Source organism: Arthrobacter woluwensis (genome assembly GCF_030816155.1).
Taxonomy (GTDB): domain Bacteria; phylum Actinomycetota; class Actinomycetes; order Actinomycetales; family Micrococcaceae; genus Arthrobacter_E; species Arthrobacter_E woluwensis_A.
The window spans coordinates 855,102-877,747 of sequence record NZ_JAUSXR010000001.1; the positions used below are offsets into that span (position 1 = coordinate 855,102).

14 protein-coding genes and 1 pseudogene are annotated in these 22,646 nt (G+C 69.4%); 14 read left to right on the forward strand and 1 reads right to left on the reverse strand.

Going from position 1 to position 22,646, the window contains the following annotated elements; genetic code table 11:
• Nucleotides 1-69 precede the first annotated feature (69 nt).
• The 13 genes and pseudogenes from QFZ52_RS03800 to QFZ52_RS03855 all read left to right on the forward strand — a co-directional run bounded on the left by QFZ52_RS03800 (nucleotide 70) and on the right by QFZ52_RS03855 (nucleotide 21,437).
• Entirely contained in the window at nucleotides 70-1,035 is a 966-nt protein-coding gene (locus QFZ52_RS03800) for an AAA family ATPase (RefSeq protein ID WP_307496309.1), read from the forward strand.
• A 463-nt stretch (nucleotides 1,036-1,498) separates the two neighbouring features.
• Complete coding sequence (locus tag QFZ52_RS03805; protein WP_373425698.1) at nucleotides 1,499-2,710, forward strand: DUF58 domain-containing protein; 1,212 nt, start codon at nucleotides 1,499-1,501, stop codon at nucleotides 2,708-2,710.
• The gene (locus QFZ52_RS03810; protein WP_307496311.1) at nucleotides 2,707-5,106 is read left to right on the forward strand and encodes a transglutaminase-like domain-containing protein; all 2,400 of its coding nucleotides are present in this window, start codon (nucleotides 2,707-2,709) and stop codon (nucleotides 5,104-5,106) included. Before QFZ52_RS03805 ends, QFZ52_RS03810 begins: the two co-directional genes overlap by 4 nt.
• On the forward strand, nucleotides 5,103-6,656 hold the full coding sequence (locus QFZ52_RS03815; RefSeq protein ID WP_307496312.1) for an RDD family protein: 1,554 nt from the start codon (nucleotides 5,103-5,105) through the stop codon (nucleotides 6,654-6,656). Before QFZ52_RS03810 ends, QFZ52_RS03815 begins: the two co-directional genes overlap by 4 nt.
• Complete coding sequence (locus tag QFZ52_RS03820) at nucleotides 6,653-7,543, forward strand: PP2C family protein-serine/threonine phosphatase (protein WP_278268544.1); 891 nt, start codon at nucleotides 6,653-6,655, stop codon at nucleotides 7,541-7,543. Before QFZ52_RS03815 ends, QFZ52_RS03820 begins: the two co-directional genes overlap by 4 nt.
• The gene (locus tag QFZ52_RS03825; RefSeq protein ID WP_307496314.1) at nucleotides 7,540-9,489 is read left to right on the forward strand and encodes an FHA domain-containing protein; all 1,950 of its coding nucleotides are present in this window, start codon (nucleotides 7,540-7,542) and stop codon (nucleotides 9,487-9,489) included. Before QFZ52_RS03820 ends, QFZ52_RS03825 begins: the two co-directional genes overlap by 4 nt.
• The gene (locus tag QFZ52_RS03830; protein WP_307496315.1) at nucleotides 9,486-11,339 is read left to right on the forward strand and encodes a serine/threonine-protein kinase; all 1,854 of its coding nucleotides are present in this window, start codon (nucleotides 9,486-9,488) and stop codon (nucleotides 11,337-11,339) included. The genes QFZ52_RS03825 and QFZ52_RS03830 overlap by 4 nt, the downstream gene beginning before the upstream one ends.
• An 89-nt stretch (nucleotides 11,340-11,428) precedes the next feature.
• A complete protein-coding gene (locus tag QFZ52_RS03835) occupies nucleotides 11,429-12,133 on the forward strand; it encodes a hypothetical protein (protein WP_278269097.1) in 705 nt (234 codons plus the stop codon).
• Nucleotides 12,130-16,570 (forward strand): annotated as a pseudogene (locus QFZ52_RS03840) (FtsK/SpoIIIE domain-containing protein). Before QFZ52_RS03835 ends, QFZ52_RS03840 begins: the two are co-directional and overlap by 4 nt.
• Nucleotides 16,571-16,872: 302 nt before the next feature.
• Complete coding sequence (locus tag QFZ52_RS16205) at nucleotides 16,873-17,220, forward strand: immunity protein Imm33 domain-containing protein (RefSeq protein WP_444861214.1); 348 nt, start codon at nucleotides 16,873-16,875, stop codon at nucleotides 17,218-17,220.
• An 81-nt stretch (nucleotides 17,221-17,301) separates the two neighbouring features.
• Complete coding sequence (locus tag QFZ52_RS03845; protein WP_307496316.1) at nucleotides 17,302-17,916, forward strand: suppressor of fused domain protein; 615 nt, start codon at nucleotides 17,302-17,304, stop codon at nucleotides 17,914-17,916.
• Nucleotides 17,917-18,250: 334 nt separating this feature from the next.
• The gene (gene ligA, locus QFZ52_RS03850; RefSeq protein WP_307498646.1) at nucleotides 18,251-20,569 is read left to right on the forward strand and encodes an NAD-dependent DNA ligase LigA; all 2,319 of its coding nucleotides are present in this window, start codon (nucleotides 18,251-18,253) and stop codon (nucleotides 20,567-20,569) included.
• On the forward strand, nucleotides 20,562-21,437 hold the full coding sequence (locus QFZ52_RS03855; RefSeq protein ID WP_307496317.1) for an inositol monophosphatase family protein: 876 nt from the start codon (nucleotides 20,562-20,564) through the stop codon (nucleotides 21,435-21,437). The genes ligA and QFZ52_RS03855 overlap by 8 nt, the downstream gene beginning before the upstream one ends.
• Before the next feature lie 96 nt (nucleotides 21,438-21,533).
• Here the strand turns inward: QFZ52_RS03855 and QFZ52_RS03860 are convergent, their stop codons facing one another.
• Complete coding sequence (locus tag QFZ52_RS03860) at nucleotides 21,534-22,076, reverse strand: GNAT family N-acetyltransferase (RefSeq protein WP_307496318.1); 543 nt, start codon at nucleotides 22,074-22,076, stop codon at nucleotides 21,534-21,536.
• A gap of 59 nt (nucleotides 22,077-22,135) precedes the next feature.
• Between QFZ52_RS03860 and QFZ52_RS03865 the strand changes: the two genes are divergently transcribed.
• Nucleotides 22,136-22,642 carry a GNAT family N-acetyltransferase gene (locus QFZ52_RS03865; RefSeq protein WP_307496319.1) on the forward strand — a complete coding sequence of 169 codons (507 nt, stop codon included), beginning with the start codon at nucleotides 22,136-22,138 and terminating at the stop codon, nucleotides 22,640-22,642.
• Nucleotides 22,643-22,646 lie beyond the last annotated feature (4 nt).

Genomic DNA, 22,646 nt, shown 5'->3' on the forward strand with positions numbered 1-22,646 from the left:
CCATCCGGAAAGCGTCCAGGCCCGCTACACTCCCCAACAGATTCACTCGACACAAAGGAACACAGCATCATGACGATGACCACCGAGCAGGCCACGTGGTTCGCAGGGACCTTCGAGAAACTCGTGGCCAACGTCGGCCAGGCGGTGCTGGGCAAGCAGCACGTCATCCGGCTGACGGTCATGAGCATGCTCGCGGAGGGCCACGTGCTCTTCGAGGACGCCCCGGGGACGGGCAAGACCTCCCTGGCACGAGCCCTCTCCGCGAGTGTCCAGGGGACGCACAACCGCATCCAGTTCACCCCTGACCTGCTGCCGTCCGATGTGACCGGTGTGAACATCTACGACCAGAAGACACAGCAGTTCAACTTCCACGAGGGCCCGGTCTTCGCCAACATCGTGCTGGCCGATGAGATCAACCGGGCCTCCCCGAAGACGCAGTCCGCGCTCCTCGAGGTCATGGAGGAGTCCCGCGTGACCGTGGACGGTGTCACCTACGAGGCCAAGCGCCCGTTCATGGTGCTGGCCACGCAGAACCCGATCGAGCAGGCCGGCACGTACCGGCTCCCCGAAGCCCAGCTGGACCGCTTCCTGATCAAGACGAGCATCGGCTACCCGGATCACAACTCCACCGTGGAACTGCTGAGCGGCGCGAGCCTCAAGGACCGTTCCCAGGCCCTCACCCCGATCATCACCACCAAGGCGATCGCGGACATGGCCGATCTGGCCTCCACCAACCACGTGGATCCCGCCGTCCTCGGCTACATCTCGCGACTGACCGAGGAGACCCGCAACGCCCCGCAGACCCGTCTGGGGGTGTCCGTGCGCGGTGCCCTGGCGATGGTGCGGGCCGCCAAGGTATGGGCCGCCGCGCAGGGCCGCAACTTCGTGCTCCCGGACGACGTCAAGGAGCTGGCCCCCGTGGTGTGGACCCACCGTCTGGTCATGGACCCGGAGGCCGAGTTCTCCGGGGCGACCCAGGAGCAGGTGATCTCGCGTGTGCTGACCGAGATCGCCGCGCCGCAGCAGAGGGCCTGACCCTCCGCCGTTCCCACGGCCACGACATGACCGCCCCTACGGAGTTGAAGGCACACCACAGATGAGCGAGAACGCCCCCACATCGCGGCGCGCAGCGCGGGAGGCCCGGCGCGCCCAGGATCAGGGCGCACCGCCGCCCCCGGGGGACGACCGAACCATTCGGAGGCCCGCGGCCGGCCCGCCGCCGCAGCCTTCCGCCCCGCCGGCACAGGCTCCCGGAGCACCGGCGCAGGCTTCTGGAAAACCGGCACAGGCCGGCGGATCCGGGCCGTCGCCGTCGCGCCCGCCACGCGGCGCCCGGCGCCCGGGGAAAGCCGCTCGCGCAGGCAAGGCCTCCGGCGCTGCGAAAGCCACGCGCCCGAACCGGCCTGCGGGCAAGGACACCACCGCCGACGCGTTGGCCGGGCTCCGCACCGTCACCGCCCGTCCCGTGTCCGTCCTCCGGCAGGCCTGGAGGGTGATCGTGGATGTCTGCGGTCCCGTGGTCGGCCGGGTCCGTGATGTCCTGGTCCGCCGGGTGGGTCCCGTGGTCTCCGTCATCACGCCCCTGGGCTGGGCCTGCCTGGCGCTCGTCGTGTGCATGGCGTGGTTCGCGATCTCCTTCGGCTGGCAGGAGGCCGCCGCGCTCGGGCTCCTCCTGGGCGTGCTGCTCGTGGCGAGCTGTGCGTTCATCGTCGGCCGGTCCTCCTACCAGGTGACGCTCGATCTGACCCGGACGCGCGTGGCGGTAGGGGACAACGCCGTGGGCGGCATCTCCGTGATCAACACGGCTCCGCGGCCGGTCATGCATTCCACCCTCGAACTTCCCGTGGGCCGTGCGGTGGCCAGTTTCCCGATCCCGCGGCTCCGTCCCCAGGAACTGCACGAGGATCTGTTCAGCATCCCCACGAACCGCCGCCAGGTGATCATGGTGGGCCCTGCCGTCTCCGTCCGGGCGGACCCGTTCCACCTCCTCAAGCGCCAGATCCGCTGGACCGACCCGGTGGAGCTCTTCGTGCACCCGCGCACGGTGGCCCTGGGCAGCCCGGCAGCCGGCTTCATCCGGGACCTGGAGGGCATGACCACCAAGGAGCTCTCCAACACGGACGTGTCCTTCCACGCTCTGCGGGAGTACGCGCCGGGCGATGACCGCCGCCACATCCACTGGAAGACCGTGGCCCGCCTGGGAACCCTCATGGTCCGCCAGTTCGAGGAGACCCGCCGCGCCCACCTGGCGATCGCGCTCTCCGTCAATCTCGACGAATACGACACGGAGCTCGAATTCGAACTCGCCATCTCCGTGGCTTGCTCTGTGGGCCGGCAGGCGCTCGTGGAACAGCGTGAACTGGACATCCTCACCCAGCGCGGGCCGCTCCGCTGTGCCACTGGGCGGACCATGCTGGACGACGCGACCCGGCTCCAGAGCATGACCGGCCGCCGGGACGCCGTGGAACTCGCCCGCCGGCTCGCCGACCGGGTGCCGAACGCGTCGGTGGTCTTCTTCGTGGTCGGCAGCCACGTGACCCCGGCTCAGCTGCGCTCCTGCGCGGCGTCCGTCCTGCCCGGGGTCCGCGCCATGGCGATCCGCATCCAGCCCGGGGCCGCGCCGGCCCGGGCCACCATCGCCGATCTGACCGTGCTCACCCTGGGCGGTCTCGACGATCTGGCTCTCGTTCTGCGAAAGGCGGTCGCATGAGCACCGCGTCCACCACTCGCATCCTCGGCCGGCAGGGGCTCCCCTCCTGGCAGGACCTCGTCGACGCGGCGGCCCTGTTCCTGCTGCTGGGGCTCGGAGTCCTGGGTCTGCACCTCAGCTACGGCGGAGACCCCCGGTACCTCGTGGCCGGCCTGGGCGGTGTCGTGCTCGGTCTCGGCGTCGCGGCCCTGAGCCATCGCCTGAAGATGGGTCTGCTGGCGACGGCGGGCTCCGGCGTCCTGGTGTACTTCCTCTTCGGCAGCGCCCTCGCCAACCCCACGCAGGCCCTGTTCGGCGTGCTGCCGAGCCTGGATTCCCTGCGCACGCTCCTACTCGGCATCGTGTTCTCGTGGAAGGACATGCTGACCGTCGGCGTCCCGGTCGGTGTGGCCGACGACATGCTGGTGGTCCCGTTCCTCGCCGGGCTCCTCTGCGCCCTGGCGGCCGGTCTGCTGACCTGGCGTCTCCGCAGCGCGCTCTGGCCGCTGCTGCCGGTCCTCGCGCTCTTCGTGGTCGGCGTGGCCTTCAGCACCAGTGCGAGCTTCCTGACCGTGCCGCGCGGCGTCGCACTCGGCGTCGGGGCCCTCGTCTGGGCCTCCTGGCGCCGGTCCCGGCTGCGCAGTGTGGAGGCGCGGATCGTCGCGAAGGGCGCCGAGCACGACGCCGGCGCCGTGCGCCGGGCGCGATTCAACCGTCTGGCGCTGGGCGCCGCAGTGGTGGCCGGCGCCGTGGTCGTGACGGCTCTGGCGTCCCCGGCCGTGACGGCGACCACCGAGCGGAAGGTGCTGCGCGACGTCGTGGTCCCGCCGTTCGACCCGCGCAACTACATCACGCCGCTGGCGAGCTTCCGCACCATGGTCAAGGACCAGAAGGACAAGACGCTCTTCGAGGTCAAGGGCCTGCCCAAGGACGGCCGGGTGCGGCTCGCCGCCCTGGACAGCTACAACGGCACCGTCTACAACGTGGACCCGAACGGCACCGGCAACTTCAGCAAGGTCGGTGACGCCCGTGCGCTGAACCCGCAGGCGCCCACCGGCGACGGCACCTCCGACTACACGATCGATGTGACGGTCGGGGAGTACCAGGGGTACTTCGTGCCGGGTGGCACCCGGACGGTCGGGTTCGATTTCCCGGTCTCGAGCGCGGCAGGCAGTGGCCTGTACTTCAACTCCGGCTCTGACACTGCGATCAGCACGCTCGGCCTGGGCAAGGGGGACCATTACACCGTGCAGGTGCAGGTCCCTCCCACGCTCAGCCACGGCCAGCTGACGCAGTACCGCGTGGCGGCGGACACGCTGCCGAGGCCTCAGGGGGTCCCGCCGGCGCTCGCGCAGAAGGCGGACCAGATCGCCGGGGACGCGCCCACGGACATCGACCGGGTGCGTCAGATCGAGGCGTACTTCCGGACCAAGGGAGCGTTCAGCAATGGGCTCGTCACGGAGGGCCAGGTCCCCAGCCTGTCCGGTCATGGGGCGGCCCGCCTGACGACGCTCTTCACGGCCAAGCAGATGCTGGGCGACGACGAGCAGTACGCTTCCGCGATGGCGCTGATCTGCCGTCAGCTGGGTCTCCCCGCCCGCGTGGTGATGGGTTTCTACCCTGACCCCAAGAGCCCGCAGAACGGCGGAGGGGACATCCAGATCAAGGGCAAGGACGTGCACGCCTGGGTCGAGGTGAACTTCGACCGCGCCGGCTGGATCCCCTTCGACCCGACGCCGCCGAAGGACAACGTCCCGATCCCGCCGGACCCGGAGAAGAACTCCAAGCCGAAGCCGCAGGTGCTGCAGCCGCCGCCCCCGCCGCAGGAGCCGGCCGAACTGCCGCCGGACTCCCAGCCCGAAGCCGCGGACGCTGATCAGAAGAAGAACGATTTCTGGTCCGTCCTCGGCCCGATCCTCGCCACGATCGGCCTCGCGGCCATCCCGGTGCTGATCCTCGCGCTGCCCCTGGTGGTGATCGCCGTGCTCAAGAGCCGCCGGCGCAAGAAGCGGGCCCTCGAGGGGCCGCCGGCCCAGCGGTTCTCGGGTGGCTGGAGCGAAGTGGTCAGCCTGGCCACGGATCTCGGCGCGCCAGTCGATCCGAAGGCCACGCGCCGCGAGACCTCCTCCCTGGTGGGCGAGTCGTTCCCGACCGCGGCCCCCGGGACGGTGCTGCTGGCTCAGCGCGCGGACGCCGCCGTGTTCGGCGCCGGGGAACCGGCCGAAGAGGAAGTGCGGGCGTACTGGGAGAATGTGGACCAGTCCCTGACGAGCATGACCGAGGGGATGGGCTTCTGGCGCCGCCAGCGGGCCAGGTTCTCACCTCGCTCACTGCTGGTGGAAGCACGCACGGTCCTGGAATCCGGCCCTCGGGGCCTCCTGGAGAAGGTACGACGCAGTAAAGGAGAAGGGCAATGAGCATCAATGTTGAACGCTGCCCCCAGTGTCAGCAACAGCTCACCCCCGGAGCGGGGTTCTGCCTCGCCTGCGGCACGTCCCTGAGCAACCGGGCGGCGCTGAGGAACGGCGTGCAGCACCCTCAGCAGCCGGGTGGCGCCCCGCAGGGCGGACCGTGGCAGTCCTCGAGCCCGGGGATCGTCGCCCAGCATCCTGACCAGCTGCCGGCCACGCAGCCGGTGGTCCGCGCGGGTGCGGCGAAGCGGCTCTTCTCCAAGCTGATCGACCTGGCGGTTCCGGGCATCATCGCGGGCGTCCTGCTCTCGGTGGGCACGGCCGCACTGCTGAAGAACGGCCTGGCCGGCTCCACCAATCTCGGGCCGAGCCAGGAGGACGTGATTTTCGCCGTCATCATGTCCGGCCTCGCGGTGCTGATCTGGCTGGCGTATGTGGTGACCATGTGGATCATGGAGGCCCGGAGCGGCAACTCGCTCGGCAACGCGATCTTCGGGATCCGCACCACCGAGCTCGAGGGTTACGCCCCGGGCGCGGGAGCGGTGTTCCTGCGGTGGCTCGTGCTGCTGGCGCCCAATATCCTGTTCGCCTTGGTGGGCGGCATCATGTCGTTCTTCGCACCGGCCGGCGTGGTGCAGATCGTCGGGGGGATCGGCTCGATCGTGTCCTTCGTCTGGCTGATCGTGGCGGGTGTGTCCAACGCCTGGGATCCGAACGAGCGCAAGCAGGGCTGGCATGACAAGGTCGCCCGTACGCTGGTCTTCGACGTCCGCGCCGGACGGAACCCCGTGACCACCGAGGGCATCGCGGGAACGCACAGCTACCCGACGCTCGACCTCCCGGCGGTCCGCCCCGTGGTGTCCCCGCTGGCCGCGCACGGCCAGGCACAGCAGACCCCTCAGCAGACGCAGCAGCAGCCGGCACAGCAGCAGGCGGTCACACCCGTCGTCGTTCCTCAGCCTGGTCCGGCCGCCCCGCAGCAGCAGGGCCGCCAGGTCCCGCCGGTGCCGCAGGCTCCGTTCCCGCTCCAGTTCGGGGAACCGGCTCAGCCCCAGCAGCCCGACCCCCAGCAGTACGGACAGCAGCAGTACGGTCAGCCCCAGCAGTACGGCCAGCCTGCGCCGTTCGCCCCGCCGCAGCAGCAGTTCGCCCCTCCGGCGGCGCCCGCCGACCACGGGGAGACGATGCTCCGCGCCCACCTGCCGTCCGGCGCCGCGGGCCAGCAGGATTCCCTGGTCCTTCTGCTCGACGACGGCGCGCGGGTGCCGCTCGAGGAGGGCGTCCTGATCGGCCGCAACCCCACCGCCCGGGCCGGGGAGGAGCGTCTGCGTCTGCTGGCACTCGACGACGTGGGCCGCTCCATCTCGAAGACCCATCTCTTGGTGGTCCCGGCCTCGGGCGGCGCCTGGGTCACGGACCGTCAGTCGACCAACGGCAGCGGTGAGATGCTGGCCGACGGCACCCTGGTCCGCCTCGTCGCGGGGGAGGCACGTTTCGTCCGTCCCGGGTCAACTGTGAAATTCGGGGACCGGACTTTTAAGCTGAGCACACCATGATCTCTGAAGTCCCCTCTGATTTCGCCTCGGCCCACGACGCCGGGCCCCTCACCCTCACCGCCGGCTTCGGCACGGACCGGGGTCTCCGCCGCGAGCTGAACGAGGATTCGCTCATCGCGCAAGACCCTGTCTACGCCGTGGCGGACGGCATGGGCGGGCATGAAGCGGGGGAGATCGCCAGCGGCATCTGCGTCCGCACACTCGCCCAGCGTCTGGCCACTCCGGAAGGCAACCGCGATGTGGACGTGACCCGTCTGCAGGAGGCCCTTCAGGAAGCCGATCTGGCGATCCGCCAGCAGGGTTCCGGCCGCGCCGGAACCACGCTGAGCGGCGTCGCGGTGGTGGAACAGAACCAGAAGCCGTACTGGCTGGTCTTCAACGTCGGGGACGCCCGCACGTACCGGCTCAGCCGGGGCACGTTCGAGCGCGTGACGGTGGACCATTCCGAGGTCCAGGAACTGATCGACAACGGATCCATCTCCGCCACGCAGGCCCTGCGGCATCCTCGCCGGCACGTGGTGACCCGCGCGCTCGGCAGCGGCGACGGTGGCGCACCGGATTACTGGCTCCTGCCGATCGAGGACGGCGACCGGGTCATGGTGTGTTCGGACGGGCTGACCGGTGAGGTCTCCGACGAGTTCATCCGGCGCGTCCTGCAGAGCACCTTCGACCCGCAGGAAGCCGCGGACGCCTTGATCCAGGCCGCGCTCCGCAACGGCGGCCGCGACAATGTCAGCGTGGTGGTGGTCGATGCCTTCGCCCACGACGGCGAGCTGACCACCTCTCCCCGCATCGACGCGGAGACCGAGGACACTTTGCCGCGGGAGCTCCTGGCGCTCCGCGAGGAGAGCGCCGCGCCCGCCGCGGCGTCAGGGGAGGAAGAATGAACACCAATCATTACCGGCAGGGGTCGTGGCTCTACGTCCTGCGCAACGGGATCGCGGTGGTGGTGTCCCCGGACGCCGGCACCGAGAGGATCCTGCAGCTCTGGGAGCTTCTGGGCCGCAACCCGTCCGTGGATCAGCTGCTGAACGAGGTCACCCGCTCGTTCGGCACCTCCGTCACGGGCCTTCCTGATTTCGCCGTGGTCGACCACCGGGACTCCCTGAGGGTGTTCCTCCGGGGTGATCTCCACGTCCGGACCCTCGACGGCAGCGGCACCGAGGTGCACGGGCGCGGGGTGACCACCTGGAACGAGCGCACCCTGCCCTCCAGCGAGACCTTCGAGATCCGTGCCGGTGAGTCCGCGGACGGGGACGATGATCCGTGGATGCCGCTCGACGCGGGCGTCGTGACGGCGTCCGTGCTGGTGGTCGGCGAGCTTCCGGTCGCCGAAGAGCCGGGCGACGGCTCCGGCGAGGACGCCGCGTCGGATCTTCCCGCGACGGCTCACGAGGACACGGTGGACGCGCCGCTCTTCGCCGCACCGTCCATGCCGCAGCCGGCCCCCTCTTGGGACCCCTCCTCGGACGAGGACGACGACGAACCCTCCTTCAGCCTCGACGGCCAGACGGACAGCCTGGCCACCGAGCTTCTGGGGGCGCGGGCGGCACGCGAGGACTCGGGCGCGGGAGACTCCGTGGACGCCGAGGCCGACCAGGACGCGTCGGATGACGAGCCCGGGGACGAGCCCGGCCAGGGCGACGGCGCCCCAGTAGACGGGGCCCCGGCGGATGGGGTCCCAGCGGATGGCGCGGTCGTTGCCGCGGACGAGGAAGCTCAGGCGTCGGGCGATGGGGAATCGGGCGAGGACCCCGCGGCCGTCTCCGGGCAGCATTCCGGCGACGTTCCGGCGCACCACCATGATGCCGACGCGCCCAACGACCTCACCACCACCTACGACCACCTCTGGGATCAGTTCCTGTCGACGCCGGACGCCGCTGAGACGCCGGACGCCGCAGGGACCTCAGGGGGCACAGAAGCGTCAGACGGCATGAAGACTCCTGACACCCCGGCGGACTCGAACGGAACGGGTACCGGCACCAGCGCGTCCACCCAGGACGGCCACGGCGCAGGCCAGGAGCCGGCGCCGGCCGTGACCCCGGAGCCTTCCTCCGGACCGGCCGGCCACGACGAGTCCCAGAACACCCTGCTGCCGTCCGCGGAGGCCGAGGAATCCCTCATCGACGAGGTGCCCTGGGCACGTTCCGGAGGCTCGGCCCCCGTCGTGGCGCCGGCTCCGGTGTCAGCCCCGGCGCAGTCTCCCGGCGGAGCGTCCACGCCGCCGCCATTGCCGCCCACGCCGCCGTCGTTCCCTCCGGGCGCGTCGCACGGTGACGATCCGGATCACGACGGGCACACGGTGTTCCGCAGCGAACTTCCCGCGGGCGTTCCTCAGACCGCCCCGCAGGCGCCCCCGGCGGCACCCGCCAACGGCCCCCGGGTCCTGGCGCGGATGTGCCTCCAGGGTCATGCCAACCCGCCCACCCGGACGCACTGCATGATCTGCGAGGAGCAGATCGCCGGTGACGCCGCGAGCGTTCCGCGTCCTCCGCTCGGCCGGCTGCGCCTGCCCAGCGGCGAGACCGTGGTGCTGGACCGCAACGTGATCCTGGGCCGCCAGCCGTCCGTCTCCCGGGTCTCCGGCGGGGACATGCCCCACCTCGTGCAGGTGGACAGCCCCAAGAGGGACATCTCCCGTTCGCACGCAGAGGTCCGGCTGGAAGGCTGGAACGTGGTGCTGTGCGATCTGAACTCGAGCAACGGCACGGTGCTGCTGCGGGACGGACAGTCCCCGCGCCGTCTCGGCCAGGCGGAGACGGCGCTCGTGCTGAGCGGCGACGTCGCCGAGCTCGGCGACCAGGTCTACATCGTCTTCGAGGATCTCCCGTGAGCCGTAAACGCCCCGCCGCCCCGCCGCCCCGGATCGACGGGTTCAACTACGTCCGGGTCCTCGGATCCGGTGGCTTCGCCGACGTCTACCTGTACCAGCAGGACAGGCCGCGCCGGCAGGTGGCCGTCAAGGTCCTCCACGCCGGTCTGAAGACCGAAGGCGCCCGGCGCGCCTTCGAGTCCGAGGCCAACCTGATGGCACAGCTGTCCACGCACCCGTACATCGTCACGATCTACGAAGCGGACATCACGCCGGACGGGCATTCCTACCTGGCCATGGAGTACTGCTCCCGGCCGAGCCTGGACCTCCGCTACCGGAAGGAGCGCTTCCGCCTGCAGGAGGCTCTCGCCATCGGCATCCAGGTGGCCTCGGCCGTGGAGACGGCCCACCGGGCCGGCATCGCCCACCGGGACATCAAGCCTGCGAACATCCTGGTCACGGACTACAACCGTCCTGCCCTCACCGACTTCGGCATCTCCGGCATCATCGGCGGGGATCCGGAGGATGACGGCAACGACGGCGCCATGTCCGTGCCGTGGTCGCCGCCGGAGAGCTTCGCGTCCAGCTCCACCGACGGGGTGCTCGTGGACGTGTGGGCTCTCGGCGCCACCGTGTACACCCTCCTGGCGGGGCATTCACCGTTCGCCGTCCCCGGCGCCGACAACTCCAACGCGGAGATGATCAACCGGATCAGCAACACGCCCCTGCCGCGGCTGGGACGTGCCGATGTGCCGGAGGCGCTGCAACTGGCGCTCGCGACGGCCATGGCGAAGAACCCGGCCGCCCGGTACCCCTCGGCGTACGCCTTCGGCCTGGCGCTGCAACGTATCCAGGCCGAACTGAGCCTGTCCGTCACCGCGTTCGAGGTGATGGGCGATCCCATCCAGGACGACTCCCACTCTGACGAGGAGGTCGAGGCGACCCGGCTCCGCGGGATCTCCGTGATCGATCCGGACAGCTCCAGTGGCAGGACGGGCAGCACGGGCACCTCCGGGGACGGGACGGCGCCGAACCGGACCACCCCGAACTACACGGCGCCGAACCAGACGCTGCCCGAAGATCCCACCATGATGCGGTCCACGGGCACCGTCCCCGGCACGTCCGGCGGTCCGGCGGGGCAGGGCGGCGCCGCCCAGGGAAGTGCTCCCTACGGTTACCACGGGGCCACACCTGCGGCGCCTTCGGGTGGCACGGCGGGTCCGGCGGGCCCGGCGGCCTGGGAGCGGACCCGCGAGGACGACGCCACGAGCGCCACCTTGCTCCGCGGCATGCAGGGGTCGGGGACCACCGGCCAGCAGCACACCGGCCAGCTGAACACCGGCGGGCAGGACACCGGCCAGCAGTGGACCGGTTCACCGCAGCCGCAGGACGCAGGCCAGGGCGGCAGCCGCACCAAGCTGTGGATCAGCGTGGTGGCGGGCGCGCTCCTGCTGGGGCTCGCCGTCGTGCTCGTCGTGGTGCTGAACCAGGGCGGGAACCAGCCGCGCGTGCGGTCGACCGATGGCGCGAGTCCGTCCAACAGCTCCGGGCTGTCCGGAGCGTCGACGGCCAAGCCGGTGGATCCGCTGGGCGACGGCACGGTGGCCGATGTGCGGAACCTCAGCGGCAGTCCGGACGGCTCGGGAAAGCTGTTCTTCTCCTGGACGAACCCGGACCCTCGGGAAGGCGACACCTACCAGTGGCGCACCATCTCGGCCACGAAACAGGGGCCGTGGCAGAAGGCCGGGCAGAACAACGTCCGGGTGAAGCCGGTCGCTGGTCAGCCGACGTGTATCCAGGTTCAGGTGGTCCGCAAGGACGGAACAGCCTCCACCGGGGATTCCGACTCGGCGAAGGTCTGTGTCCCCTGAGCGGGGCGGGAATGCGAGGCCGGAGTGTACGTGCAGCGGGGGACTGAAAGCGTGAGGAGTACAGGATGATCGAGCCAGGGCAGGAACCCGTGAGGGAACTCTCCATCGATTACTGCGGGGAGTGGTTCGAACCGGTTCCGGAGGAGGTGTTCGTGATCGGGCGCGAGGGTGATCTCGCGATCGACGACAACCCCTACCTGCACCGCCGTTTTCTGGAAGTGGCACGCTACGACGGGATCTGGTGGCTCAGCAACGTGGGCTCCATGATCTCGGCGACCATCGCGGACGGGTCGGGCGGCATGCAGGCCTGGCTCGCGCCCGGAGCACGGATCCCGCTGGTGTTCGGCCTGACCACGGTCGTCTTCACCGCCGGTCCCACGACCTATGAGTTCTCCGTGCATCAGAACAGCCCTGCCTTCCGGCATCAGGCCAAGGATCCGGAGGCCGACGGCGAGACCACGATCGGCCCGGTGGTGTTCACCGACTCCCAGAAGGCCATCATCGTCGCGCTCGCCGAGCCGATGCTGCGCCGTGAGGGCACCGGTTTCAGCGCCATCCCCAGCTCGGCCGAAGCCGCCCGCCGGCTCGGATGGGCCCTCACGCGCTTCAACCGCAAGCTCGACAACGTGTGCGACAAGCTGGACCGTGTGGGCGTCGCCGGTCTGCGGGGCGGCGGCGGCAAGCTCGCCATGAACCGCCGCGCCCGCCTCGTGGAGCACGCGGTCACCTCGCACCTGGTGACCGCCGCGGACCTGCCCCTGCTCGAACAGATGAAAGGTGAGGCCGGCGAGTGAAACTCCGCCTGACACTCCGACGCGGAGACCTCGACAGCAAGGACCTGGCCGTCACCGTCGACGGCAGCGCGACCGTCTCGGACATCGCCCGGGAACTCTGGCTCGCCGACCCTGACCGGCCCAACCCCGCCGACCCCGGGCGGATGAGTCTGCTGGTCGAGGAGTCCTATGTGGGCGGCGCCATGCGGGGGCAGCTCCTGGACCCGGACGCCAAGCTCCTCGAGTCGGGGCTGAGGCCCGGCTCCGCCGTCTCGATCGCCCCGGTCAGCCAGGCCTTCGCGACCCATCAGCAGGCCGGCGGCCCCGCCGTCGCGACGTTGCGGGTGCTGGCCGGGCCCGACGCCGGACGGGAGTTCCCGCTGCCCTCCGGCACCAGCTACATCGGCCGCGGACGTGACAGCGACATCCGCCTGAGCGACCCGCTGACCTCCAAGCGCCACGCCCGCATCCTGGTGGGCGAGACCGTGGAAGTGGTGGACACCAACTCCGCCAACGGCCTGCTCATGGACGGGCTGCCCGTCACGCGCGCCGTCCTGGGGTCTTCGGACACGATCACGCTCGGTGACACCACCATCTCCATCATCACGGTGCAGCGGAACCAGGCGGCCGTCGCCACGCAGCCCATGGTGGACTTCAACCGTTCCCCGCGCGTCGTGGCGCGCTTCCCCGTGCGGAAGAAGGTTCCGCCCAAGGGTCCGCAGCCGCGGGAGAAGGAACCGTTCCCCATCCTGATGATGATGCTGCCGCTGTTCATGGGCGCGGCGCTGTTCGCCATCACCCAGAACATCACGAGCGTGGTCTTCATGGCGCTCATGCCGCTCTTCGCCATCGGGCACTGGTGGGAGCAGAAGCGGCATTCCGGAAAGCGCTTCAAGGAACAGCTGCGGCAGTTCCGCGAAGGCATGGACCAGTTCCGCTCGGAGATGACGGAACTGCAGAAGGTGGAGCGCTCGGTCCGCCTGCAGGAGACGCCCTCCGTCGCGGACACGGTGGACGCGATCTACCGGCTGGGCCCGCTGCTCTGGACGCACCGCACCGAGCACCGCGGCTTCCTCTCCCTGCGCCTGGGGCTGGGCACGGCGCCGTCGCGCGTCGAGATCGAGGAGCCTCAGGACCGGGACACCGAGGCGGTCTACGCGCGGGAGATCCAGGAGGCGATCGCGTACTACTCCACGATCGACGGCGTCCCGCTCGTCTCCCAGCTCCGGCACTCCGGCTCGTTCGGCGTGGCCGGTGAGCGCCATGTGATGGACGACGTCCGCCCGCGGCCTGGTCGTCCAGCTGGTGGGCCTGCATTCGCCCGCCGAAGTCGTGATCGCCGCGATGACCTCGACGCGGTCGAAGGACCGCTGGGCGTGGCTCAAGTGGCTGCCGCACGTGGGTTCGGGTCACAGCCCGCTCCCGGGTGATCATCTCGCCGCCGGTCAGGCCGCCGGAACCGCTCTCCTGGAGCGTCTGGAGGCCCTGGTGGACGAGCGGGCCGCGAGCCGCAAGGAGCCGGTCCCGTCACCGCGCGGCGAGCTCAAGGACGATCTGGTCGATCCGCCGGCCCCCGTGGTCCCGGAGGTCCTGGTGGTCGTCGAAGACGACGCCCCCGTGGACCGCGGCCGTCTGACCCGTCTGGTGGAGCGCGGCGCCGACACCGGCGTGCACATCATGTGGCTCGCCGCGGACGTGCAGTCGCTGCCCGCGGCCTGCCGCGACTTCATGGTGGTCGACGGCGGCCAGGGAGCCACCACCGGCCAGGTCCGGCTGGGGCGGCACAGCTACCCCGTGAGCTGCGAGAGCGTCGATGAGGAGCTGGCGACCCAGCTGGCCCGCATGCTGACGTCCGTCGTCGACGTCGGGCGGCCGCTTGAAGACGACTCGAACCTGCCCCGCAGCGTGAGTTTCGTGAACCTCCTCGGCCGCGAGCTGCTGGATTCCGCGAACGCCGTGGGGGAGCGGTGGAAGGAGAACAACTCCATCCACAGGACCGCGATCCCCAACCGCAAGGACAACGGAACACTGCGCGCGCTGGTGGGCTCCACCGGTTCCGAGCCGATGTTCCTGGACCTGAAGAACGAGGGCCCGCACGCCCTGGTCGGCGGCACCACGGGCGCCGGCAAGTCCGAGTTCCTGCAGTCCTGGATCATGGGCATGGCCTCCGCTTACAGCCCTGACCGCCTCAGTTTCCTGCTGGTGGACTACAAGGGCGGCAGCGCGTTCGCCGACTGTGTCCAGCTGCCTCACACCGTCGGCCTGGTCACCGACCTCTCGCCGCACCTGGTGCGTCGGGCCCTGACCTCGCTCCGGGCCGAACTGCATTACCGTGAGCATCTGCTGAACCGGAAGAAGGCCAAGGATCTCCTGGCCATGCAGCGCGAGGCCGACCCGGACGCGCCGCCGTATCTGGTCATCATCGTGGACGAGTTCGCGGCCCTGGCCAATGAGATGCCGGAGTTCGTGGACGGCGTCGTGGACGTCGCCGCGCGTGGCCGTTCGCTCGGCGTGCACCTGATCCTGGCCACGCAGCAGCCGTCCGGCGTGATCCGCGGCAGCCTGCGTGCCAACACCAACCTCCGCGTCGCGCTGCGCATGGCGGATGAGGACGACGCCACGGACGTGATCGGCACGCCGCTGGCGGCGTACTTCGACCCCGCGATCCCGGGCCGTGCCGCCGCCAAGACCGGTCCCGGCCGACTCCAGAGCTTCCAGACCGGCTACGCCGGCGGCTGGACCACGGAACGTCCGCCGCGTCCGCAGATCGACATCGTCGAGATGAACTTCGGAGCGGGCGCCGTGTGGGAGGTCGACGCCGGGCTGCGCGAGCCGGAGCCGGAGCCCACGGGCCCCAACGACATCGCCCGGATGACGGAGACCATCAAGGCCGCGGCGGATCTGCTCGCGATCGAGCCGCCCCGCAAGCCGTGGCTGCCCGTGCTCCAGTCGGCCTACGACTTCTCCGAGCTGCAGGGTCCGCTCACCGATGAGGAACTGCTGCTCGGCGTTGGGGATGACGCGGCCCACCAGAATCAGCCGCTCGTCTTCTACCGGCCGGACCGGGACGGCAACATGGCGATCTTCGGCACCGGCGGTTCCGGCAAGTCGTCGGCCCTGCGCAGCATCGCCGTGGCCGCCGCCGTGACGCCGCGCGGCGGTCCCGTGCACGTCTATGGGATCGACTGCGGCTCCGCCGGTCTGACGATGCTCGAGGTCCTGCCCCACGTCGGCGCCGTCATCGACGGCGACGACGAGGAGCGCGTGGGCCGTCTGCTCCGCTGGCTCCGGGACGTCTCCGAGGAGCGCGCGCGCCGCTACTCCGAGGTCAAGGCGTCCACGATCGTGGAGTACCGGAAGCTCGCTGAACGGCCCGACGAGCCGCGGATCTTCGTCCTGGTGGACGGCATCAGCGCTTTCCGGGACTCCTACGAGTACTCCAGCAGCGCCGGGATCTGGGAGATCTTCCTCCAGCTCGCCACGGACGGACGCCCGCTCGGCATCCACCTGGTGGTGACCGGCGACCGTCCGGGGTCGGTGCCCACCGCTCTGCTGGCCTCGATCCAGAAGCGGCTGATCCTGCGCCTGTCCGCGGTCGACGACTACATCACCCTGGACGCCCCGAAGGACGTCCTCGACGCTTCGTCCCCTCCGGGCCGCGGCATGCTGGACGGCCTCGAAGTGCAGCTGGCCGTGCTGGGCGGCACCCCGAACCTCGCGCTGCAGGCCCGTGGTGTGCAGAAGCTCCGCGAGGCGATGCTCCGCCGCGGCATCCCGCAGGCGCCGGGGATCCAGCGTCTGCCGGAATCGGTCGACCTCGGCATCCTGCCGGTCGCGAGCCCCGGCATGGCGGCCTTCGGCGTCGACAACGAGACCCTCACCCCGGCCCAGGTGCCCACCGAAGGCGCGCTCATGGTGTCCGGCCCTCCTGGCTCGGGCCGCACCACGGCCCTGGTCACCCTGGCGCACGCCTACAAGAAGGCCAACCCCGCCGGCACGGCCGTGTACCTCGGCTCCCGGCGCTCCGCCGTCGGCTCGCTCAAGGTCTGGGACAAGGCGTTCGTGGGGACCGACGACGTCGAGATGGGCGTGGACGAACTGCTTGAGTTCGCGCAGGAACGGCCGGGCCGGGTCGCCTTCTTCATCGAGGGCCTCACCGAGTTCACGGACTCCATGGCGGAGCCGGGGCTGGCCCGTCTGGTCACCGAGTCCGTGAAGTCGGGCCAGTGGGTGGTGGCCGAGTCCGAGACCTCCACCTGGTCCTCCGCCTGGCAGCTGGCACAGCCGTTCAAGTCCGGCCGCCGCGGCCTCCTGCTCAACCCGGGAGACATGGACGGCGACTCGCTCCTGAGCACGAGCCTCGGCCGGATCAAGGACCAGTTCATCCCAGGCCGTGGTTACATCATCGCTCGCGGCAAGGTCCGCAAGGTCCAGGTGGCGCTGCCCCCGGAGGCCTGATCCCGGAGTCGTCTCTCGACAAGATCTCCGATTCTGACCCGGCTTCGTAGGTCCTGCTACCGACACGCCAAGTGTCGGTAGCAGGACATCTGATCGACACCAGAGACCCTATCGATGACGCTGTTCCACCGTTTTCTAGCCCTCTGGAGGCAACGCGAGATGACGACTCGATTCTCCGTCGCCCCTGGACTGCTTTCTTAGGCTGTTGAGCGCGTGCAGCAGTATTGTCCATTCTGTTCTCATCGTCAGGGAGCAGAGTTGAGTAGGTGCTCAATCCTGTGATGCATATTCTGGGGGCTTGATTGACCAAAATTGAAACCATCCAGCGTGAGACAGCCGAGCGCTTCGGTACTCTTTGTATGCCTCCGGATGGGTCTCTCAAGGTCGGTATCGCGAAAAACGTTCTTCAGGGGCTCGTACCTCTCAATGCCCTTCGACACCCGCCACAAGGAGACACGTCAGGCTGGTACATATGGGCCGGGGAGGAACTCTCAGAAGAATCCGACTTCTTCGCGCCTCTCCACTTAGCTCATTTGCACGAATGGTGCCCAGAGATCCTCCCATACCTTGCGCTTCCGCCGGGGTGGCGAATTCTCTTGGCCCCTGGATATGAGGACGTCTGGTTCGATGACACATTGCTGGTCACGTGACCGGGCTCCCTACCGTCCTCATCTGTGAACTTGATCGGGAGCCTCGGTTGATGTCTATGGCGACCCGGGGAGGAACCAACAATGATGCCTGATTCGGGCCATGACATGTCTGGGATCGTCGGACACTTCGAACGCACGCTGGGGCTGATTGAGGAGGTCTGGGCGCTTGATCTCGACGGGCTCAGGCTGCCCTTTCAGATCGCGAGGTTCGCCGGTGGGTCTGACGAGGATTCTGTCGGCTACGCAACGCTGGGATTGAGCAGGCACCTATTGGTGTCCGCGGTCCCCACGCAGACTGTCCGCGAGGAGTTCCTGATGCTAGCCCCCAAGGCGGTGGATTCGAATCTCATTGCAGGGTTGCTCCACCAGGTTGCCTCGCGAGCTCTGGAAGCCCACGATGCATATCGTTACGGTGACGTCCTCGGCCCCGCGAACGCTCTTGTCCCCGGCTCAGACCTGACAGCGTTGTACGTAGCGATGCCGAACTACTTCCCGGATGAATTCGCTACGTTTACCGACGAGGATGGCGACGTCGACATCGCATGGTTGGTGCCGATCACGACAGGAGAAGCGCATTTCGTTCGGAACCACGGCTGGCACAAATTCGAAGACGTCCTCGCCGAGCAGGACCCCGATGTGATCGACTTTCACCGATCAGAGGTGAAGCTGTCACCAGATGCTCCTCGACTGATGTGAAAAACGCGAGCATGTGGTGGTTGCTCATAAGCGTGCTAATGCGAATTCTGAAGCGCTGGTTCTCCGATGCCTGTCTCGGGCTTTGGGTCGAGTTCGCCGACACCTTGAAGATGCTGCGGTCTACGGGTTCGGAGTTGCACCTGAGCTGAGTTGTTTGCAGGGCATCGAGAGCCTTTCGCTGGCCCGACACGGACTGTGTGGCTCTGAAGGGCTACGTGAACCTAATTCTTTGTTCTCCGGCCAGGTTCCTCACTCGTGGCTAGTTTCACCCTCCTCCGATGTCAGCGCCGCGTGGCAGGATGGAGGGGTGAGCGAGAATCCCGTGGCACCCGTGATGAAAGACGACGTCGTGGAGCCTTCCGGCGGCACCCCGGCGGAGGCCCTCCGCGAGGAGTACCAGACCCTGGCCGATGAGGTCCGCCGGTACCGGCACGCCTACTACCAGGAGGACGAGCCCCTCATCAGCGACGCCGAGTTCGACGAGCTCTATCTGCGCCTGGAGCGCTTCGAGGCGCTGCACCCCGAACTGGTGTCGAATGACTCGCCCACGCAGGAAGTGGGCGGGGAGGTGTCCTCGGCGTTCGCCGCCGTCGAGCATCTGAGCCGCATGTACAGCCTGGAGGACGTGTTCTCCCTCGAGGAGCTGACGGCGTGGGTCGAGAAGACGCTTGCCAGCACGCAGACCCTCGGATTGGCGACGCCGCGCTGGCTCACCGAGCTGAAGATCGACGGCCTCGCCGTCAACCTCCTGTACCGGGACGGCAAGCTGGTCCGCGCGGCCACCCGCGGCGACGGCACCACGGGTGAGGACATCACGCACAACGTCCTGACCATCAAGGAGATCCCGCGGGAGCTCTCCGGCACCGGGCACCCGGCCGAGGTGGAGATCCGCGGCGAGGTGTTCATCCCGTCCAAGGCGTTCGAGGAGTACAACGAGATCCTCATCGCGCAGGGCAAGGCGCCGCTGGCCAATCCGCGTAATGCGGCGGCTGGCTCGCTCCGCCAGAAGGACCCCGCCGAGACCGCCAAGCGCCCGCTGTCGATGTACGTGCACGGCATCGGCCGCCACGAAGGGCTGGACCTGGCGTCCCAGTCGGACTTCTACGCCCTCCTCCAGGAATGGGGCCTGCCCACCAGTCCGTACTTCAAGGTGCTGGACACGCTGGAAGAGGTCCTCGCGTTCATCGCCGAGTACGGCGAGAAGCGCCACAGCCTGATCCACGAGATCGACGGCATCGTGGTCAAGGTGGACCAGCTCGCCGTGCAGCGCCAGCTCGGCCACACCTCCCGCGTGCCGCGGTGGGCCGTCGCGTACAAGTACCCGCCCGAGGAAGTGCACACCAAGCTCCTCGACATCCGGGTGAACGTCGGCCGCACGGGCCGCGTCACCCCGTACGGCGTCATGGAACCGGTCAAGGTGGCGGGTTCCACCGTCGAGATGGCCACCCTGCACAACCAGGACGTCGTGAAAGCCAAGGGCGTCCTGATCGGAGACACCGTGGTGCTCCGCAAGGCCGGTGACGTCATCCCGGAGATCGTCGGCCCGGTCCTCGCCCTGCGCGACGGCACCGAGCACGCCTTCGTCATGCCGGAGACCTGCCCGTCCTGTGGCACGCCCCTGGCGCCGGGCAAGGAGGGCGACGTCGACCTCCGCTGCCCCAACGCCCGCTCCTGTCCCGCCCAGCTCCGCCAGCGGGTGGCACATCTGGCCGGGCGCGGAGCCTTCGACATCGAGGCCCTGGGCGACGAAGCCGCGCTCGCGCTGACGGCCGGCCCGGGACCGGACCCTGCCGGCACCGGGGGACTGGTCCAGCCGACCGGGCCTGGCGTTCTGACGGACGAGTCGCGCGTGTTCGACCTCGCCTCAGAGACGGCGGGCGCCGATCTGCGGGCCGCCCTGGGCGAGGTGAAGGTCTGGCGGGAGAAGCGCGTGAAGGGCTCGGGCACTGGCGTCTGGGAGCTGAAGCCGTACTTCTGGACCCAGGGCACGGCCAAGTCGCCGGCCGGTCCGAGCGCCAACACCAAGAAGCTCTTCACCGAGCTGGAGAAGGCCAAGTCGCAGCCGCTCTGGCGCGTGCTCGTGGCACTGTCGATCCGGCACGTCGGGCCGACGGCGAGCCGTGCTCTGGCCACTGCCTTCGGCTCCATGGACGCGATCCGCGAGGCGTCGGAGGAGCAGCTGGCCAATGTGGACGGGGTGGGCCCGACCATCGCCGCCGCGGTCAAGGAGTGGTTCGCCGACGACTGGCATGTGAACATCGTGGACGCCTGGGCCGCTGCCGGGGTGCGGATGGCCGATGAGGTGGATGAGTCCATGCCGAAGACCCTCGAGGGCCTGACCGTGGTGGTCACGGGCACACTGCCCACCCTGAGCCGGGACCAGGCCAAGGAGGCCATCATCATCCGCGGCGGCAAGGCCGCGGGATCGGTCTCGAAGAACACTTCGTACGTGGTGGCCGGAGAGGCCGCGGGCTCCAAGCTGGAGAAGGCCGAGCAGCTGGGTGTCCCCGTCCTGGATGAGGACGGCTTCCGGATCCTCCTGGAGAAGGGCCCCGCGGGCCTGGACGGGGGAGAGGCCGAGGGAGCCGGGGAGACGCCGTCCGCCGAGGAGACGTCGTCCGCTGACCTCCCCGAGGAGTCCGGGGATGAGTGAGCAGCACCTCCCGAGCGGCGTCCCTCACGAGCCGCCGTCCACGCAAGAACTGCTCGCCGTCGCGCGGGAAGCCGCTGCAGCCGGTGCAGCCGTCCTGGCACAGCGGGCCACGCTGAGCCAGGAGGACGTCACCGGCGGCGCGGACAACAAGACCAGCGACAACGACTGGGTCACCGCGTTCGACCGGCAGGCGGAGGATGCCGTGCGGGCTGTCATCACGCGGCACAGGCCCCATGACGTCATCACCGGGGAGGAGCACGGCACCACGGCTCCGGACAGCCCGAGCGGCTACCGCTGGTCCATCGACCCGCTGGATGGCACCACCAACTTCATCCGCAACATCGTGTACTTCGCCACGAGCGTGGCCGTCGCGGCTCCGGACGGGAGCTGGGTCGCCGGTGTGGTCGACGCTCCGGCTTTGCGGCGTGTGTACTGGGCGACCCGAGGCGGGGGAGCGTGGCTCCTGGACGCCGCGAGCGGGAACCCGGAACCGCGTCGGCTCACGGGACCTCCGGAGGGCCACCGCGGCCGCATCCTGGCCAGCGGATTCTCGTACGACGCCGGTGTGCGCGCCGAGCAGGCCGCGTCCCTCCCGCAGCTGATGGACGGTCTCGCTGACCTGCGGCGGCTGGGTTCGGCCGCGCTGGACCTCTGTCTCGTGGCCGACGGGACCCACGACTGCTACGGCGAACGCGGCCTCAACGAGCACGACTGGTCCGCCGGAGCCCTCGTGGCCGAGGAAGCCGGATGCTGGGTGCGGCGTCCCAATCTGCGCAGCCCCCTCGACGGCGGCCCCTCGGATGAGGAGCGGCTCGAAGCCTGGACGTGCGCCGGGGCCCTGGAGGACGCGGCCCGCTTCCCGCTCTAGGCCGGACCACCGCCGTCCGGCCCACGGCCGTCCGGCCCACGGTTCTTTGGTTCACCCCCGGAAATTTCCGTGGGTGAACCGTAGAACCGTGGGTTTTCAGCGACGGACCATGCGCGCTTCCGTGATCCCGCCGAAGTCCTCCAGCACGTCTTCCGTGCCATCCAGGACGAAGCCGTTCCGGCGGTAGAACGCCTGGGCGCGAGGGTTGTCCTTCGCCACCCACAGGAAGGCCGGGCCGGCCGGGAGCACGGCGTCGAACAGGGCCTGACCTGCGCCGCTGCCGTGGAAATCCTGCCGCAGGTACAGCATCGAGAGGTTCTGGCCGAGGGAAGCCTCCTCGGGGTCGAGGGGTGCGCCCCCGCCCGCGAACCCGACCACCTCGCCGGCCGCCTCGGCCACCCTGATGGTCTGGCTCGGCTTGGTCTGGGCCGACTGGGAGGGCTGCGCCGACTGCTGCGCTTCGGTCGGCGACGCGGTCAGCATCGCCCAGAGCCGGCGTCGGCTCTCGAGACGTTCCTCCGTGAAGAACTCTTCGGGCAGCAGGTGCCCGTAGGCCTCGCGCCAGCAGCGCACATGAAGGACGGCGAGGCTTTCGACGTCGGACGGCAGGGGCGGACGGAGTGTGAAACTGGGCACCATTGGCCCATCCTAGCCACGGTTGTCAAGCGAGCACTTCATGAAACGACTACCATTGATGGGTGCCATCCGAGATTCTGATCCGCCCCGCCCTGCCCGCCGACTACCCGGAGATCGCCCGGATCACGGTGGACGCCTACCTCGCAGCGGGGTACTTCACGGATCCCGAGTTCCCCTACCTCCAGCACATCCGCAAGGTCGCGGAGCGTGCCGAGGTGGCCGAGATCTGGGTGGCGGAACGCGACGGCGCCGTGATCGGCTCGGTCACGCTGGCGGTCGAGGGCGAAGCGTGGTCGGACATCGCCCGCGCGGGTGAGCTCGAATTCCGTCTCCTGGTCGTGGACCCTGGCGTGCAGCGCAGCGGCGCCGGCCGGGCCATGGTCGAGGCCATCCTCGCCGAGGCGCGACGCCGGCCCGGCATCTCCGCGGTCTCCCTCACCACGGGCGAGAGCTGGGAGAGCGCGCACGGCCTGTACCGCTCGATGGGCTTCGAACGCGTCCCCGAGCGTGACTGGTGGACCCCCAACAAGGAAGCCCGCCTGCTCGTCTACCGCCTGGACGTCGCCTGAGCGA